The organism is Naumannella halotolerans, from assembly GCF_004364645.1.
In the GTDB taxonomy this organism is placed as follows: Bacteria; Actinomycetota; Actinomycetes; order Propionibacteriales; family Propionibacteriaceae; genus Naumannella; species Naumannella halotolerans.
Genome location: NZ_SOAW01000001.1, coordinates 1,384,866 through 1,401,443 on the forward strand (window position 1 = coordinate 1,384,866; position 16,578 = coordinate 1,401,443).

Consider the following 16,578-nt stretch of genomic DNA (forward strand, 5'->3'; position numbering starts at 1 on the left):
CTCGGCCTCGGCGATGCGACGGAACCGCAGAACCTTGCTACTGTGTTCCTCGCGCCGGACACCGGTCACCGACTTTCGGTGGCCGCGGCCCCCGTAGCTCAGGGGATAGAGCACCGCCCTCCGGAGGCGGGAGCGCAGGTTCGAATCCTGCCGGGGGCGCAAACATCACCGACGGTGGCTCGTCGATCGGTGCGAGATCGGCTGACATAGTCGGCTTCGGACCCGGTCCGAAGTCCTCGGGCCACCGGCCACCCCAGAACCTCCGCCAGCCGTGGGAACCATGCGATGAACCCGTCACCCGCACCGACCCGGGACGCAGGTCTCGTCGATCGCTGGGCAGGTATCGCCGCCGGTGGCTTCCAGATCCTCTGTGCGTTCGGGCTGTGGTTGATCTGGTCACAGTGGCGGGACCGCGAGAACGGTGACATCCCCTACTACTACGGCCAGTTGACCGGCGGGGTGCCGATCGAACAGGTGATGCCGGAGTACCCGGTGCCTGCCCTTTGGTTGCTGGAACTCCCCCGGTTGCTGATCGGCAGCCAGGGTGATCAGAACGACTACCGCGATGTCTTCGTCGTCCTCTGTTTCGCCGCCCTCGGCGGGTTCAGCCTGCTGCTGTGGCACCGGATCGCGCCGCAGGACCGCCGGGCGGCCGCTGCCGGGGTGATCTGCTGGGCGGCGTTCAGCACCGCCACGGGTACGGTCATCCTGCTCCGCCCGGACATCGCAATCGCCGTCCTCGGCGGTACGGCGGTGCTGCTCGGCAGCAGTTGGCCGGTACTCGCCGGTGCCCTGCTCGCCCTGGCCGGCTGGCTGAAGATCTGGCCGGTGGTGCTGGCCGCCGGCTTCCTGCCCGGTCGCGGGTTGATCGTCCGGGTGCTGCTCGGCGGCTTCGGCACCGCGGTGGCGGTCGCCGTGGTGGTGCTCGTCAGCGCCGGCTGGCAGCGGATGATCTCCCCGCTGACCTACCAGAGCGATCGGGGGCTGCAGGTCGAATCGCTGTGGGCCACCCCGTTGCTGCTGGGCCGGCTGGCCGACCCGGCCGCCTTCCCGGTCCGGATGACCGAGTGGAAGGCCTTCGAGATCCTCGGCGAGGGGCGCGATGCCGCCCTGGTCCTGGCCAATCTCGGCGCACTCGGGCTGACGGCGCTGGTCGCACTCGCCTGTTGGCGTTCCCGCCCGCGGACCGCCGCCGACGGCCGCCGACCCGGGTTCGATCAGGCGGCGATCGCGGAGTTGGCGGTGCTGATCGTGTTGGCGGTGCTGTTGGCGAACAAGACCTTCAGCCCGCAGTACCTGAGCTGGCTCGGGCCGCCACTGGCGATCGCGGTGGCCCGGGCGGTGCAGACCCAGCGGGCGGACCGGGCGCTGCGCTGGGCCGCGATCGGTGTCGCGGCAGCCGCTGCCACCTTCGTGCTCTACCCGTTCGAGTACGGCGGCCTGGTCTGTGGCGCCACTCCCGAGGACGTGGCCACCCCGATCCACTGGCTGCTGCTCCGCAACGCCCTGCTGGTCGCCCTGTTCGTCGACCTCACCTGGTGCCGGCTGCGGACCGGGCAACCGGCACTACTTCGGCACCGCCGAAGATGATCATCGATTCGGGTCCGACCGGCCGCCGCACCGTACCTTTGGTACCGGTGGTCTGCTTTGTCGAGTAGGCTGGATCGAGGCGGTGTGCTAGCCGCCGCTGATGGAGCACGCAGACCGGAAGAAGGCGATTGTGGCCACCGCGCCCTACCAGAACACAGCTGACGGAGCGGACGAATTCGGAGCCAATGACTGGCTCGTCGAAGACATGTACGAGCAGTATCAGGCCGACCCGTCCTCGGTCGACAAGCAATGGCAGGAGTTCTTCGAGGCACGGGCCAATGGCAAGCCCGCCTCGTCGAAGTCCGCCAGCACGGACACCAAGCGGGGTGGGTCGGAGCAGAAGTCGGCCGACCCGAAGCAGAACGGTCAAAAGTCCGGCGCCTCGAAGACCGCGACCTCGAACGGTGCGAGCGGAAACGGCAGCGCACCGGCGAAGTCGACGGAGTCCAACGGCGACGGCTCCAGCGACGACGAGTCCGCCTCCCCCGAGCCCGCCGCGAAGCGCGCTGTCTCCAGCAAGCGCCCGCAGGCGAAGGTGGAGTCCGATGTCGACGTCCGGGATCTGCGCCCGAGCAAGCCCGGCACCCCCGGCGGCGTTCCGGCCGATCCGCCGCGGCCAACCGTCCGCGAGCTGGGCGAGGCCAAGGAACCCACCGAGACCGTCCTCCGCGGCGCCGCCGGCCGGACCGCGAAGAACATGGACGCCTCGCTGACGATGCCGACCGCCACCTCGGTGCGCTCGATTCCGATGAAGCTCATCTGGGACCAGCGGATCGTGATCAACAACCACCTCAAGCGGGCCCGCGGTGGCAAGGTCTCCTTCACCCACATCCTGGGGTACGCGCTGGTGCAGGCCGTGAAGGCCACCCCGGCGATGAACAACGGCTACACCGAGACCGACGGCAAGCCGACGCTGATCGAACCGGCCCACATCAACCTGGGCCTGGCCATCGACCTGCCCGGCAAGGACGGCAACCGGCAGCTTCTCGTACCCTCGATCAAGGGGTGTGAGGACACCGACTTCGCCCAGTTCTGGGCCGCCTACGAGACCCTGGTGAAGAAGGCACGCGACGGCAAGCTGGGCCTGCCCGACTTCCAGGGCACCACGATCACGTTGACCAACCCCGGCACCATCGGCACCAACCACTCGGTCCCCCGGCTGATGAACGGCCAGGGCGCCATCATCGGCGTCGGTTCGATCAACTACCCGCCGGAGTTCGCCGGAACCGATCCCGAGCGTCTGGCCGAGATCGGGGTCTCGAAGATCCTCACGCTGACCTCCACCTACGACCACCGGATCATCCAGGGCGCGGTCTCGGGCGAGTTCTTGGCCAACATGGAACGGATCCTGCTCAGCGACGAGTTCTACGACGACATCTTCCGTTCGCTGCGGATCCCCTACGAGCCGATCCGCTGGGCGCAGGACCGCAGCACCAACCTCGAGGACAAGGTCTCCAAGCAGGCCCGGGTCTTCGAGTTGATCAACGCCTACCGCAGCCGCGGCCACCTGATGGCCGACACCGATCCGGTCGAGTACCGGATGCGCAAGCACCCCGACCTGGACGTGCAGACGCACGGGTTGACGCTGTGGGACCTGGACCGCGACTTCGCGGTCGGTTCCCTGGGCGGGCAGCCGCCGCAGGTGATGAAGCTGCGGGACATCCTGGGCATCCTGCGTGGTTCGTACTGCCGCCAGATCGGCATCGAGTACATGCACATCGCCGATCCCGAGCAGCGCGAGTGGATCCAGGAGCGGGTCGAGAAGCCGCACCAGCCGTTGCCTCGCGAGGAGCACCTGCGGGTGCTGGACAAGCTGAACGAGGCCGAGGTCTTCGAGCACTTCCTGCAGACCAAGTACGTCGGGCAGAAGCGGTTCTCCCTGGAGGGTTCGGAGTCGGCGATCGTGATGGTCGACGAGGTCTGCGAACTGGCCGCACACGACGGCCTCGACGAGGTCGCCATCGGTATGCCGCACCGCGGCCGGCTGAACGTACTGGCCAATGTGATCGGCAAGTCCTACGGCCAGATCTTCCGCGAGTTCGAGGGCAATGTCGATCCCCGTTCGGTGCAGGGGTCGGGCGACGTGAAGTACCACCTCGGTTTCGAGGGCAAGTTCAGCGCCCAGGACGGTTCGACGATCAAGACCTCGGTGGCCGCCAACCCGAGCCACCTGGAGGCTGTCGATCCGGTGCTGGAGGGCATCGCCCGGGCCAAGCAGGACATCTTGGACAAGGGCACCGAGTTCCCGGTGCTGCCGCTGCTGATGCACGGTGATGCCGCCTTCGCCGGCCAGGGTGTGGTCTTCGAGGTGCTGCAGATGTCGCAGCTGCGGGGTTACCGGACCGGTGGCACGATTCACCTGGTGGTGAACAACCAGGTCGGATTCACCACCTCGCCGACCGAGTCGCGCTCCTCGATCTACTCCACCGATGTGGCGAAGACGATCCAGGCGCCGATCTTCCATGTCAACGGTGACGATCCCGAGGCGGTCGTCCGGGTGGCCAAGCTGGCCTACGAGTTCCGTCAGCGGTTCCACAAGGACGTCGTGATCGACCTGATCTCGTACCGTCGCCGGGGGCACAACGAGGGCGACGACCCGAGCTTCACCCAGCCGCTGATGTACGACCTGATCGACAACAAGCGCAGCGTCCGCAAGTTGTACGCCGAGGCTCTGGTCGGCCGGGGCGAGATCTCCATCGAGGACGCCGAGGCGGCGCTGAAGCGCTTCCAGCAGCGGTTGGAGGAGGTGCTGACCGAGGTACGCGAGAGCGCCACCTCACCGGACGAGGAGCCCGGTTACCGCCGAGTGCCGAACTACCCGGCCAAGCAGGGCACCACCGGCGGCACCTCGGTCGACCCGTCGGTGCTGAAGGCGATCGCCGATGCCCATACCAATGCGCCCGAGGGCTTCACCACCCATCCGAAGGTGAAGCCGCAGCTCGAGCGTCGGGCGAAAGCCATGATCGACGGGCCCGTGGACTGGGCCTCGGCCGAGCTGCTCGCCTTCGGTTCGCTGCTGTTGGAGGGACGTCCGGTCCGGTTGACCGGTCAGGACTCGCGTCGCGGCACCTTCACCCAGCGGTTCGCTGCGGTGATCGACCGGGAGAACGGTGACACCTGGGTGCCGCTGAAGAACCTCGCCGAGGAGCAGGGCAAGTTCATGATCTTCGACTCGCTGCTCAGCGAGTACGCGGCGATGGGCTTCGAGTACGGCTACTCGGTGGCACGACCGGAGGCGCTGGTCCTCTGGGAGGCCCAGTTCGGCGACTTCGTCAACGGCGCCCAGATCATCGCCGATGAGTTCTTCTCCTCCGGCCAGGCCAAGTGGGGCCAGAAGTCCGGTGTGGTGCTGTTGTTGCCGCACGGGTACGAGGGCCAGGGGCCCGACCATTCCTCCTCGCGGATCGAACGCTGGCTGCAGCTGGCGGCCGAGGGGGCCTTCCGGGTGGCCCAGCCGTCGACCCCGGCCAGCTACTTCCACCTGTTGCGTGACCAGGCGTTCTCGGAGAACCACCGACCGCTGGTGGTGGCCACTCCGAAGTCGATGCTGCGGAACAAGCTGGCGACCTCCGATCCGGTGGCCTTCACCCAGAACACCTGGCAGCCGGTGCTGCCGGATCCGACGATCGAGGATCCGACCAAGGTCGAGCAGGTCATCCTGTGCTCGGGCAAGGTCCGTTGGGACCTGGTCAAGGAGCGGGAGAAGCAGGGCCAGGTGGGCAAGGTGGCGATCATCGCCCTCGAACTGCTGTACCCGCTGCCGACCAGCCAGCTCGCCGAGGTGCTGGAGCCGTTCAAGCACGTGAAGGATGTGCGCTGGGTGCAGGACGAGCCGGAGAACCAGGGCGCCTGGCCCTACATCGCGCTGTACCTGGCCGAGAAGCTGGCCGAGCACGGTGAGCTCCCGGAGGTGCGTCTGCAGCATGTCACCCGGCCCGCCTCCTCGGCACCGGCCGTGGGCGTGCACAAGGCGTCGGAACAGCAGGGCAAGGAGTTGATGTCGGCAGCCTTCGCGAAGAAGGGCTGAGCGGGGTCACGGCAACCGAATCGGGGCCGGGTCGGGCAATCGCCCGACCCGGCCCTGGTCGTTCGCCGGGTGACCTTCGTCGTGGTGGTTCACTCGGCCCGATGCGTCACTGGTCCGGTGCGTCACTGGTCCTGTGGGTGGTGGGTCACTCGTCGGTACGCGAGGTGTCCGGCTCGTGGAGTTCGGGCAGGATCGCCCGGGTGGCCGGCGGCGAGACCAGGCAGCCGATGATCACCAGCGAGGAGAGCAGGCCGAGGACGGTCACCGCTCGGGTGGAGCCGCCCCAGAAGCTGATCGCGATCGGGATCTGCAGCAGGGCCGCGAAGACCGCTGCGCTGCGGGCCCAGCGGCGCAGCCCGAGCAGCCCGCGCGCGGCTGCCAGCAACAACCCGGCATAGGCGAGGAAGCCGATCCCGGTGCTGATCGCGACCTGCGGCCGGATCGGATTGGTGTTGGCGAGTTCGAGGATCGCCAGCACGATGAACAACAGACCCAACGCGGCCACGATCGCCACGGCCAACAGAACGGGTATGGGCCGGGCCGCGACTCGGGTGGACATGGGCCCATCCTCGCCCAGATGACCGGCCGGCTCAATTTGATCTGGACGCGAAGTGTGAGACAGTCAACTCTCGATACCCTTGTATTTGTCGGCGTCAGTTGACACCCTTGTACTCGTACGCGCCCGCCCGGGGCTTCTGGGTGCCTGCGCAGGGGTCACCACCCCCATCTGGTGAGTGCGACGACAAGGAGAAACCAGGAATGGATTGGCGCCACAAGGCTGCCTGTTTGGACGAGGATCCGGAGCTGTTCTTCCCCATCGGGAACACCGGTCCCGCCCTGATGCAGATCGAGGAGGCCAAGAAGGTCTGCCACCGCTGCGACGTTCGTGAAGCGTGCCTGCAGTGGGCTCTCGAGGCCGGACAGGATCATGGTGTCTGGGGCGGTATGAGTGAGGACGAGCGTCGGGCGCTGAAGCGTCGGGCAGCCCGCTCACGGATTCGTTCAGCCTGATCGGATCACCGAACACGGACAGGCCACGGGCCGGCGCAGGGGCGCCGGCCTTTTTGGTGCCCGGAAACGGATGTCGCGGCCCGGTCATCGCCGCAGCGGCCGATCCCGAGCGTCGCCCGACAGCCGGGATGCGCAACCCGGGATCGAGACCTCAGCCGCCTCGGCGACTGCTCGGGATCGGTACCTCGATCATCGCCATGGTTCCCCGACCCTGCGGATTCGGTCCGAGGGTGAAACTGCCGCCTAGATCACTGACCAGGGTCCGGACGATCGACAGTCCCAGGCTGTTGCCCGTCGGGTCGACATTCGGTGGCAGGCCGCGCCCGTCGTCGCAGACCTGCACGGTCAGCCGCCTCCGGTCCCGTTGGGACTTCACCAGCACCGTGCCGGCGGCATCGCCGAGTCCGTGCTCGATCGCGTTCTGGCACAGTTCGGTGACCACCAGGGCCAGCGGGGTGGCCACCTGCGCCGGGATCCGGCCGAAACTGCCCTGCCGGCTCACCCGTACCCGTGACTGCGAGGCCCGGCTGACATCGGCCACCATCCGCAGCACCCGATCGGCGACATCGTCGAACTCGACCGCCTCGTCGTAGGTCTGGGACAAGATCTCGTGCACCACCGCGATCGCACCCACCCGGCTCATCGCCTCGCCCAGCGCCGCCTCCGCATCGGCGGACTGGATGCGCCTGCCCTGCATGCGCAACAGCGCGGCGACCGTCTGCAGGTTGTTCTTCACCCGATGGTGGATCTCCCGGATCGTTGCATCCTTGGTCACCAGCTCACGCTCGCGGCGGCGGATCTCACTGATGTCCTTGCTGAGGACGATCGGCGGGATCGGGCCGTCGGCATCGCGCAGCGGCAGCACCCGCAGCCGGAGGACCACCTGCTCGGCGACGATGTCGATCTCCCGGGTGATCTCGCTGTGCAGGAACTCGCGGATCTCCACCTCGGGTTCCTCGGTCACCAACTGCTCGACCACCGATGCCAGATCCTGGTCCAGCAGATCCCGGGTCAGCCCCAGGCGCCGGTAGCCGGTGGTGGCATTCGGCGTGGCATAGACCACCTGGCCCGCGGCGTCGAGCCGGATCAGTCCGTCGCCCACCCGCAGGCTCTGGGTCGGATCGATCGGTTCGCCGGGAATCGGGAACTCACCGCGTTGCAACATCCCGGTGAGGATCTCGGCGATCTCGAGATAGTTGTCCTCGAGGGTGCTCGGCGCCCGTACCGTCATCTGGTTGGTGTGCCGCTCCACCACGGCGACCAATCGCTCGTCGACCTCGTCGTCGAACTCCTCGTCGTCGAACTCATCGAGGTCGCAGACCTCGGGTTCGTGTCCGGGGGCCTCGGCCGGCTCGGCCGGGATCAACTCGTCCAGGGCCTCCCCCACCTCGGGCGGAAGATCGGCATCCCACTGGAACCCGGCAGGCCGTCGGACCGGAATCGCCACGACATCGACCGGGATCCCCGCCTGCAGCTTGTTCTCCCCGGTCTCCACCGGTTCCCCCGACATCCATGCCTCGGCGACTCCGCTGTCGGGTTCGTAGGCCAGCTGGTCACCGACGACGTCATCCTCCAAGGCCGTCGGGCCCGTGGCCGGACGGATCTGGGCGACCGCGTCGTAGATGTCGGCATCCATCGGCGCCGGCACCCAGAGCACCAGATCGGAGAAGGAGAGATCGGCCAACAGATGCCAGTCGACCACCAGGTGGCTGAGCCACTGGGCTGTCACGGGATCCAGCCCGTGTGCCTGCAGAAGCTCTCGCACACTCGCCACGCCGTCACCCTACCGTCCCCGCGCAGGAGCTCCCTTCACCGGATCGCACCCGGTGGCCCGATGCGACTGTCGGCGCAGATCCGTGGCATAATCGGACTCGCACGAACTAGGAGGCTCTCATGGGTAAGACCGGCCGCAAGCGCCGCGCCCGCAGGAAGAAGGGCGCGAACCACGGCAAGCGCCCCAACGCCTGAGGCAGGCAGATGTAGCAACGGACCCCGCAGAATGCGGGGTCCGTTCTTTTCGGCTCTTTTCCAGGGCGGCTTCAGTCGCGCAGGAACACCGCTCGCTGGCTGATCTTGATCCGCAGCGCTGCCGGGGCCTGCACCTCGGAGGTGCCGCAGCACCGGTGGACCAGCTGCTTCAGCGCCTGCTCGGCGTCGAAGTTCTCCAGACACGGTTCGCAGGCGGTCAGGTGCTCGCGAATGGCATCCATGTCCGCTGTCTCCAGCTCGGTGTCGAGGAACTCCTGCATCTGCTGCAGAGCACGCTCACAGTCCACTGGCTGGTTGTTCTGCCCGGTCACCTCGTCATCACCTTCCCGCTGCACACTCATGCCTGGGCCCCGATCAGTCCACGCTCGCGGGCGTGATCGGTCAACAGCGACCGAAGCTGACTGCGGCCCCGATTCAGCCGTGACATCACGGTGCCGATCGGGGTGTCCATGATCTCGGCGATCTCCTTGTAGGCGAAGCCCTCGACATCGGCCAGGTAGACCGCCATCCGGAACTCCGGACGCAACTGGGCCAGTGCATCCTGTACCGCGCCGTCGGGCAACCGGTCCAGCGCCTCGGCCTCGGCCGAACGCAATCCTGCGGAATCATGCTCGGCGGCCCGGTGCAACTGCCAGTCCTGCACATCCTCCCCGCCGGAGATCTGCGGCTGGCGTTGCGCCTTGCGGTAGGAGTTGATGTAGGTGTTGGTCAGGATCCGGTACAGCCAGGCGCGAAGATTGGTGCCCGGTTTGAACTGGTGGAAGGACGCGAACGCCCGGGCATAGGTGTCCTGCACGATGTCCTCGGCGTCGGTCGGATTGCGGGTCATCCGCAGGGCCGCACCGTACAGCTGGTCGAGGTATTCCATCGCATCGCGTTCGAAACGCGCACTGCGCTCGGCATCGGTCTCGGTGGCGAGATCGACGTCTTCACTGTCCACAGGACCCGTCGGCGTACTCATCACCACCGAGCCTACCTTGCCCGGTCGCTCCATCAGTGTTGCAGTCACATCGGTACAAGGTCACCGGGGTCAGTGATATTCCCTGCACCGCCGATTCGACGAACTGCGTACGGTCGCTTCGGCCAGCCGGTGACCGCTCAGTCGCCGATCCTGCCGCGGAGCTCGGCCACCGCATCGCTCAGCGCCTGCCCGATCGGACCCCAGTAGGTCCGGGCCGGGGTCTTCATGGCGTGGTCGCCACCGGGCGCAGTCAGGACCCGAACGTCACTGCCGGTGACCGCCTCGCGGAGTTCCTGATCGGTGCCGAAGCTGTCGCGGCTGCCCTGCACCACCACGGTCGGCACCCCGGCGCCGAGCAACTCGGGCAATCGTGACTTCTCCAGCCTGCCCGGTGGGTGCAGCGGGAACGCGCAGCACAACACACCGGCCGCACCGCTCGCCGTGGCGGTACGGCAGGCGACCCGGGCGCCGGCGCTGCGGCCACCGACGACCAGCTGATCGATCGCGGCCTGGTCCTGCAGCACCTGAACGGCCGGGATCCACCCCTCGTCCAGCCGTGCCGGTGCCGGCGCGACCTTCTTGCCGGCCACCCGCCAAGGCTGTTCGTAGCGGGCGACGCCGATCCCCGATGCCGGGATCGCGGCAGCCAGGTGGGCAAGATCGAGCGCGTCGATGCCACCACCGGCACCGTGGCCGAGCAGCAGCCAGAGCCCGCCGGGCTCACCGGCCAGGTGCAGGCGGCCCGGCCCCAAGGAGGTCTGCACCTCGACGGTCCGATCCGGCATCCGGCCACCACTCACCACAGCGTGTCGATCGGTTCGGACGGCAACGGTTCGACCAGCTCCGGGGAGTTGTTCGCCACATTGCCCACCGCCGGTGAGACCGGGTAGGCCTCGAGTTGATCACTGACACCGATCAGCTCGAACACCGCCGAAGGGTCCTGCAGCTCCGGATCCAACCAGTCGGTCCAGTTCTCCTGCGGGACCGTCAGTGGCATTCGATCATGGATGTGACCCACCGAGTCGGTCGCATCGGTGGTGATCACCGTGCAACTGCGCACCCAGGCTTCGGGGTCCTCGGGGTCTCGTGCGGGGTCGCGCCAGAACTCGTACAACCCCGCCATGACGAAGGTCTGCTGATCGGGGTGGTGGATGAAGAACGGTTGTTTGCGGGACTTGCCCCCCGGGGTCTCGAGGGTCCGCCATTCGTAGTAGCCATCGGCCGGCAACAGGCAGCGACGTGCCAGGAAAGCCTTCCGGAAGGCGGGTTTCTGCGCCACCGTCTCCAGTCGGGCGTTGATCATCCGCGGACCGATCCTGACGTCCTTGGCCCACGAGGGCACCAGCCCCCAGCGCAGCGCGGCGAGCCGGCGCTGCGGACGCCCCGAGTCATGGTCGACCCTGGTCAACACCGCCGGCACCTGATCGGTCGGGGCGGTGTTGTAGTCGGGGCCGGGCAGGGGTTCGATCACCCGGTCGATCTCGAACTCCTCGACCAACCGCGCCTCGGTGGCCGAATGGGCGTACCTCCCACACATGTCTGCAGCCTACCGACCGGTACCGACAAGCACGGTGACGGTGCGACGCACTACGCTGTCGAGGGACGGACTTCAGAAAGGACCGCTCATGTTGCGCTTCCTCGCTCGCACAATGCTCGCGAGCTACTTCATCACCAACGGTGCCAAGATCGCCCGCGACCCCAGCAGCCGCGCCGACGATCTGCAGATCGTCGCCACCAAGGTGGTGCCGCTGGTGAAGCAGGTCGCCCCGCCGACCGTCTCCGGCTACGTACCCAGCAATGCCCGCACCCTGGCCCGGATCTCCGGGATCGCCCAGATCGTCGGTGGCGCCAGCCTCGCGACCGGGATCGGCCGCCGGGTCGGCGCCGGCCTGATCGCCGCCGGTGTGCTGCCGCAGGTCTACGGCGCCAGCCCGCTCGGCCCGAAGCGCCGGACCAGCAACGGTGACATCGATGCCGAGGCCGAGGCCGAGCGCAAACGCGACTTCCTGCTCTACCTGAGCCTGCTCGGTGCCGCGCTGCTCGCGGCATTCGACACCCAGGGCAAGCCCAGCCTCGGCTGGCGCGCCGATCACGCCCGGCAGAACTTCGTCAAGGCCGCCGACAAGAGCCTGAACAGCAACAACAAGAAGCTGTCGAAGAAGGCCGGCGAGCTGGACAAGAAGGCCCGGAAGAAGGCTGCCGAACTGGAGAAGAAGGCGTCCAAGAAGGCCGCCGAGCTGCAGAAGAAGGCGAACAAGCGGACCAAGAAGCTGCAGAAGTCGGGCAAGAAGGTCAGCAAGAACGTTTCCGGTGCGCTTGGCCAGGTCCCGGAGCTGAAGCTCTGAGGAGCGGTACGTGAGCTACAACCCCCGAGCCGACGACCTGTCGACCCCCCAGAGCCCGTCCGCGTTCGACCCATCGTCGACCGCCCCCGCGGCCGGTTCGGCTCCCCGCCGAGCCGCCGCGGGTTGGTCCGCCCCCCGGGTGACCGGGCGACTGCACGCCGTGGTGAGCGTCCCCGGTTCGAAGTCGGAGACCAACCGAGCCCTGGTGATCGCCGCCCTCGCCGACGGACCCTCCAGGATCCGCGGCGGACTCGACGCCCGGGACACCCAGCTGATGCGGGATGCGCTGCGCGAACTGGGTGTCGACATCACCGAGACCGTCGACGGTTGGCAGGTCCAGCCCCCCGAGCAACTGGCCGGTGACGCGGTCATCGACTGCGGACTCGCCGGTACGGTGATGCGCTTCGTCCCGCCGGTGGCCGCCGTCGCCAGCGGACAGTTCCGTTTCGACGGCGACCCCGCCGCCCGGGACCGGCCGCTGGAGCCGCTGCTGCTGGCATTGGCCGATCTCGGCGCCGGAGTCTCCGAACAGGCGACCGGACTTCCCTTCGACCTGACCGGCCGACCGGACCTGCCCGGCGGGCCGGTGCTGATCGACGCCGGCAGCTCCAGCCAGTACGTGTCCGGGTTGCTGCTGGCCGGTGCGCGCTATCAGCGTGGTGTCGACATCCGGCACATCGGTGAGGGGCCGGTCCCCTCCCAGCCCCATCTGGACATGACGATCGCGATGCTCCGCGAGCACGGGGTCCGCGTGGACACCGCCGAGGAGAACCGGTGGGTGGTCTGGCCGGGCACGATCGAGGCCGGGAACACGGTGATCGAGCCCGATCTGACCAATGCTGCCGCCTTCGCCGCCGCCGCTGCGATCGCCGGTGGTCAGGTGACGATCACCGACTGGCCGACCGAGACCCGCCAGGCAGGCGACCGGATCCGGCAGGTGCTGACCGACTTCGGTGCGTTGGTCGAACTGGACGGACGCGGGCTGACCGTCACCGGTGGCGGCACCCTGACCGCGATCGAGGTCGACCTGCGTGATGCCGCCGAGCTGACCCCGGTGGTGGCAGCGCTGGGCGCCGTCGCCGACGGCACCACCGTGATCACCGGTGTGGGCCACATCCGCGGACACGAGACCGACCGCCTGGCCGCCCTGGAGGCCGAGATCAACGACCTCGGGGGCAAGGTCAGCCAGACCGAGGACGGATTGCGGATCGAGGGCACCGACCTGCACGGCGGGACCTTCGGCAGCTACGCCGATCACCGGCTGGCCCACACCGGGGCGTTGCTCGGCCTGGTGGTCCCCGAGGTGGTCATCGACGACATCGACTGCACCTCGAAGACGATGCCGGCGTTCCCGGTCGACTGGCGGACGATGGTCGAGGAATCGAACAGGTTGAGCTGATCGTGGCCCGCCAGATCGGGACCGATGACCACGAGGGGTTCGACCGGCCGCGCCGACGTACCCGGCCGCGGACGAAACAAAAGCCGGACTACAGCGATGCCGAGATCGGCACCGTCACCTCGATCACCCGCGGTCGCTACCACGTGCTGGTGGGCGACCGGCCGGTGATCGCGGTGAAGGCGCGCCAGCTGGGCCGCAAGGCCGCGATCGTCGGCGACCGGGTACGGGTGGTCGGTGACACCTCCGGGGATGAGGGGACGCTGGCCCGGATGGTCGAGGTCGAGGAGCGTACCTCGGTGTTGCGCCGCACCGCCGATGACGACGACCCTTACGAGCGCCCGATCGTGGCCAATGCCGATCAGCTGGTGATCGTCACCGCATTGGCCGATCCTCCCCCGCGGACCGGGATGATCGACCGGATCCTGGTCGCCGGCTTCGATGCCCACCTGTCGCCGCTGCTGTGTCTGACCAAGGCCGATCTGGCCTCACCTGAGGCGTTGATCGCGGCCTACGAGCCGCTGGACGTACCGGTCGTGGTACTCGAACCGGGCAGCGACCTGAGCGAACTGCGCGAGCGGCTGCACGATCGGGTCTCGGTCCTGGTGGGCCATTCCGGGGTCGGCAAGTCGACCCTGGTGAACCGTCTGCTGCCCGATGCCGACCGCGCCATCGGTGTGGTCAACGAGGTGACCGGCCGTGGTCGGCACACCTCGACCTCGGCGATCGCGTTGCCCCTGCCCGGCGGTGGCTGGGTGATCGACACACCCGGGGTACGTTCCTTCGGGCTCAGCCATGTCGATCCGAGCACCATCGTCGATGCCTTTCCCGACCTGGCCGAGGTGGCCGCCGACTGTCCCCGCGGTTGTGATCATCGGACCGGTACGCTGGGTTGCGCCCTGGACGCCGCCGTGGCCACCGGACGGGTCAGTGCTGAGCGGGTGAACAGTTTCCGACGGATGGTCAGCGCCGACCGGGAGTCGTTCTGACCACGGCGGCGCACCCCCACTAGGCTGGCCCCATGCCACCGTCCGACAGTTCCCTGATCGAGGACCTGCGGGTCGCCCACATGCTCGCCGACAACGCCGATGCGATCTCGCTGAAGCGGTTCGGGGCCTCCGACCTGCGTGTCGACTCCAAACCGGACATGACCGAGGTCACCGACGCCGATGTCGCCGTGGAGGAAGCGATCCGGGCCGTGCTGAAGAAGGCCCGACCGCGCGATGCGGTGCACGGGGAGGAACTCGCCGACACCGGCCACGGTCCGCGCCGCTGGGTGATCGATCCGATCGACGGCACCCGCAACTTCGTCCGCGGGGTTCCGGTCTGGGCGACGCTGATCGCGCTGTTCGACGGCGACGAGGTGGTCCTGGGTTGTGTCTCGGCGCCGGCGCTGTCGCGTCGTTGGTGGGCCAGCAAGGGTGGCGGGGCGTTCACCGGGAAGTCGATCCGCACCCCGAAGCAGTGCCGGGTGAGTGCGGTCGGCAGCATCGAGGACGCGTCGATGTCGTACTCCAGCATCGGCGGCTGGGTCACCACCCCCTACGGCCAGCCCTTCGTCGACCTGTTGCGCCAGTGCTGGCGTACCCGCGCCTACGGCGACTTCTGGTCCTACATGCTGCTGGCCGAGGGCGCGGTCGACATCGCCTGCGAGCCCGACCTCGCGCTGCACGACATGGCGGCCCCGTCGATCATCGTCACCGAGGCCGGTGGCCGGTTCAGCAATGTCGCCGGTGAGGACGGTCCGGTCGGGCCGGGTGCCCTGGCCACCAATGATCTGTTGCACGACCAGGTCGTGGCGCATCTGAACCGCGGCTGAAAGCCGCCCAGACTGGCGGCGACCCCGACGACGATCACCTGACCTGACGACGATCCACCAGACCTGGCAGCGCCCCTGGCGACGACGACCCGGTCCGGATCATCCGGACCGGGTCGCGCTCTGCCCCGGTTGCTGTCGGGAAGGAACCTCAGTCCTCCTCGACGATCAGCCGCAGATCGATCGTCTCCGGCAGCGAGCGCAGTTCGTTCTCCAGCGCCTCACTGATCGGTGAACCGATGTCGGTCACCACATAACCCTGTTCGCCACGGGTGGCCAGCGACTGCCGGTCGATGTTCACGCCGAAGTCGGCCAGCAGCGAGTTCAGCCGGGCCAGGGCTCCGGGAACGTTGCGGTGCAGGTAGAGCAGGCGGGCCGCGGTGGCCCGGCCGGCCGCCACATGCGGAATGTTCACCGACATGGTGGTCGTGCCGTTGTGCACGAAGTCGCCGAGCTTCTTCGACACGTACCGCCCGATGTCCTCCTGCGCCTCCTGGGTGGAGCCGCCGATGTGCGGGGTGAGGATCACATTGTCCAGCCCCTGCAGCACCGAGCTGAACGGGTCGCCAGCGGCCTTCGGTTCCTCGGGGAAGACGTCGACCGCGGCACCGGCGATGTGCCCGGACAGCAGGTTGTCCCGCAAGGCCTCGTGATCGACCACCACACCGCGGCACAGGTTCAGGAACAGCGAACGGGGCCGCATCCGGGCGAACTGCTCGGCACCGAACAACCCGGCATTGCCCGGGCGTCCGTCGACGTGCAGGGAGATCGTCTCGCAGGTCTCCAGCAGCTCGTCCAGCGATTCCACCTTGCGCGCATTGCCGAGCGCGAGTTTGTCGGCGATGTCGAAGAACGAGACCTGCATCCCGAGCGCCTCGGCGACCACCGAGAGCTGGCTGCCGATGTTGCCGTAGCCGACGATGCCGAGGGTACGGCCGCGGATCTCATGAGCGCCCTTGGCTGACTTGTCCCACAACCCGGCGTGCATGGCGCTGTTCTTGACCGTCAGCCGACGGGCCAGGGAGATGATCTCGGCGATCACCAGCTCGACCACGCTGCGGGTGTTGGAGTAGGGAGCGTTGAAGACCACCGTCGCGGCGGCGGCGGCGGCGTCCAGATCGATCTGATTCGTACCGATGCAGAAGGCACCGATCGCCCGCAGCCCCGGACGGGCCTGGAAGACCTCGGCGCTGACCTGGGTCTTGGACCGGATGCCCAGCAGGTCGACCCCCTCGAGGGCGGTGATCAACTCATCGGTGTCCAGCGCCCCGGATCGGCGCTCCACCTCGATCCCGGCCTCGGCCAGGATGGTATCGGCGCAGGGGTGGACGTTCTCCAGCAGCAGGGCTTTCACGACGACCAATGTAGGACCCCGGGAGCGTCGAGGCATCCCGCTTCCGAGGTGTGGCCATTCGACGCTCCGTCGCGCGCAGGGTGTTGGTG

At 68.0% G+C, this 16,578-nt stretch carries 15 protein-coding genes and 1 tRNA gene; 9 read left to right on the forward strand and 7 right to left on the reverse strand.

The window, feature by feature from the left end; translation table 11 throughout:
* Positions 1-87: 87 nt before the first annotated feature.
* The 3 genes from CLV29_RS06410 (at position 88) to CLV29_RS06420 (ending at position 5,617) form a co-directional block, all read left to right on the forward strand.
* Positions 88-159, forward strand: a tRNA-Arg gene (locus CLV29_RS06410).
* Positions 160-285: 126 nt separating this feature from the next.
* The gene (locus CLV29_RS06415) at positions 286-1,590 is read left to right on the forward strand and encodes a glycosyltransferase 87 family protein (protein ID WP_133754137.1); all 1,305 of its coding nucleotides are present in this window, start codon (positions 286-288) and stop codon (positions 1,588-1,590) included.
* 100 nt (positions 1,591-1,690) lie between these two features.
* On the forward strand, positions 1,691-5,617 hold the full coding sequence (locus CLV29_RS06420; protein ID WP_133754138.1) for a multifunctional oxoglutarate decarboxylase/oxoglutarate dehydrogenase thiamine pyrophosphate-binding subunit/dihydrolipoyllysine-residue succinyltransferase subunit: 3,927 nt from the start codon (positions 1,691-1,693) through the stop codon (positions 5,615-5,617).
* 145 nt (positions 5,618-5,762) lie between these two features.
* Here the strand turns inward: CLV29_RS06420 and CLV29_RS06425 are convergent, their stop codons facing one another.
* Positions 5,763-6,176 carry a hypothetical protein gene (locus CLV29_RS06425; protein ID WP_133754139.1) on the reverse strand — a complete coding sequence of 138 codons (414 nt, stop codon included), beginning with the start codon at positions 6,174-6,176 and terminating at the stop codon, positions 5,763-5,765.
* A gap of 200 nt (positions 6,177-6,376) precedes the next feature.
* Between CLV29_RS06425 and CLV29_RS06430 the strand changes: the two genes are divergently transcribed.
* Positions 6,377-6,628, forward strand: a complete 252-nt coding sequence (locus CLV29_RS06430) for a WhiB family transcriptional regulator (protein WP_133754140.1) — start codon at positions 6,377-6,379, stop codon at positions 6,626-6,628.
* 151 nt (positions 6,629-6,779) lie between these two features.
* Here CLV29_RS06430 and CLV29_RS16980 read toward each other — a convergent pair whose 3' ends face one another.
* Positions 6,780-8,402, reverse strand: coding sequence for a sensor histidine kinase (locus CLV29_RS16980; RefSeq protein WP_133754141.1), 1,623 nt, complete (start codon positions 8,400-8,402; stop codon positions 6,780-6,782).
* A gap of 119 nt (positions 8,403-8,521) precedes the next feature.
* Between CLV29_RS16980 and CLV29_RS17200 the strand changes: the two genes are divergently transcribed.
* On the forward strand, positions 8,522-8,596 hold the full coding sequence (locus tag CLV29_RS17200) for a 50S ribosomal protein bL37 (RefSeq protein ID WP_369797015.1): 75 nt from the start codon (positions 8,522-8,524) through the stop codon (positions 8,594-8,596).
* A gap of 71 nt (positions 8,597-8,667) precedes the next feature.
* Here the strand turns inward: CLV29_RS17200 and rsrA are convergent, their stop codons facing one another.
* The 4 genes from rsrA to CLV29_RS06455 all read right to left on the reverse strand — a co-directional run bounded on the left by rsrA (position 8,668) and on the right by CLV29_RS06455 (position 11,115).
* Complete coding sequence (gene rsrA, locus CLV29_RS06440; protein ID WP_133754142.1) at positions 8,668-8,958, reverse strand: mycothiol system anti-sigma-R factor; 291 nt, start codon at positions 8,956-8,958, stop codon at positions 8,668-8,670.
* Positions 8,955-9,578, reverse strand: coding sequence for a sigma-70 family RNA polymerase sigma factor (locus tag CLV29_RS06445; RefSeq protein WP_208292782.1), 624 nt, complete (start codon positions 9,576-9,578; stop codon positions 8,955-8,957). The genes rsrA and CLV29_RS06445 overlap by 4 nt, the downstream gene beginning before the upstream one ends.
* Before the next feature lie 137 nt (positions 9,579-9,715).
* Positions 9,716-10,363, reverse strand: a complete 648-nt coding sequence (locus CLV29_RS06450) for an alpha/beta hydrolase family protein (protein ID WP_133754143.1) — start codon at positions 10,361-10,363, stop codon at positions 9,716-9,718.
* Between the two features lie 11 nt (positions 10,364-10,374).
* Positions 10,375-11,115, reverse strand: a complete 741-nt coding sequence (locus CLV29_RS06455) for an SOS response-associated peptidase (protein ID WP_133754144.1) — start codon at positions 11,113-11,115, stop codon at positions 10,375-10,377.
* A gap of 112 nt (positions 11,116-11,227) precedes the next feature.
* Here CLV29_RS06455 and CLV29_RS06460 point away from each other — a divergent pair, with 112 nt between their 5' ends.
* From CLV29_RS06460 to CLV29_RS06475, 4 genes are read left to right on the forward strand one after another with little or no spacing between them, the layout of a single operon-like run.
* Entirely contained in the window at positions 11,228-11,923 is a 696-nt protein-coding gene (locus CLV29_RS06460; protein WP_166649153.1) for a DoxX family protein, read from the forward strand.
* A gap of 10 nt (positions 11,924-11,933) precedes the next feature.
* Complete coding sequence (gene aroA, locus CLV29_RS06465) at positions 11,934-13,322, forward strand: 3-phosphoshikimate 1-carboxyvinyltransferase (protein WP_243831768.1); 1,389 nt, start codon at positions 11,934-11,936, stop codon at positions 13,320-13,322.
* 2 nt (positions 13,323-13,324) lie between these two features.
* Complete coding sequence (rsgA, locus tag CLV29_RS06470) at positions 13,325-14,308, forward strand: ribosome small subunit-dependent GTPase A (RefSeq protein WP_243831769.1); 984 nt, start codon at positions 13,325-13,327, stop codon at positions 14,306-14,308.
* A gap of 32 nt (positions 14,309-14,340) precedes the next feature.
* On the forward strand, positions 14,341-15,138 hold the full coding sequence (locus CLV29_RS06475) for an inositol monophosphatase family protein (protein WP_133754147.1): 798 nt from the start codon (positions 14,341-14,343) through the stop codon (positions 15,136-15,138).
* Between the two features lie 148 nt (positions 15,139-15,286).
* Here CLV29_RS06475 and serA read toward each other — a convergent pair whose 3' ends face one another.
* Entirely contained in the window at positions 15,287-16,489 is a 1,203-nt protein-coding gene (gene serA / locus CLV29_RS06480) for a phosphoglycerate dehydrogenase (protein WP_208292783.1), read from the reverse strand.
* Positions 16,490-16,578: the final 89 nt, after the last annotated feature.

Coding starts and splice junctions, on each gene's coding strand:
- CLV29_RS06455 (WP_133754144.1), bottom strand. CDS start 11,115: ATGTGTGGGAGGTACGCCCATTCGGCCACCGAGGCGCGGTTGGTCGAG.
- CLV29_RS06445 (WP_208292782.1), bottom strand. CDS start 9,578: ATGAGTACGCCGACGGGTCCTGTGGACAGTGAAGACGTCGATCTCGCC.
- CLV29_RS06415 (WP_133754137.1), top strand. CDS start 286: ATGAACCCGTCACCCGCACCGACCCGGGACGCAGGTCTCGTCGATCGC.
- rsrA (WP_133754142.1), bottom strand. CDS start 8,958: ATGAGTGTGCAGCGGGAAGGTGATGACGAGGTGACCGGGCAGAACAAC.
- CLV29_RS06460 (WP_166649153.1), top strand. CDS start 11,228: ATGCTCGCGAGCTACTTCATCACCAACGGTGCCAAGATCGCCCGCGAC.
- CLV29_RS06450 (WP_133754143.1), bottom strand. CDS start 10,363: ATGCCGGATCGGACCGTCGAGGTGCAGACCTCCTTGGGGCCGGGCCGC.
- CLV29_RS06420 (WP_133754138.1), top strand. CDS start 1,691: ATGGAGCACGCAGACCGGAAGAAGGCGATTGTGGCCACCGCGCCCTAC.
- CLV29_RS06425 (WP_133754139.1), bottom strand. CDS start 6,176: ATGTCCACCCGAGTCGCGGCCCGGCCCATACCCGTTCTGTTGGCCGTG.
- CLV29_RS06475 (WP_133754147.1), top strand. CDS start 14,341: ATGCCACCGTCCGACAGTTCCCTGATCGAGGACCTGCGGGTCGCCCAC.
- CLV29_RS06430 (WP_133754140.1), top strand. CDS start 6,377: ATGGATTGGCGCCACAAGGCTGCCTGTTTGGACGAGGATCCGGAGCTG.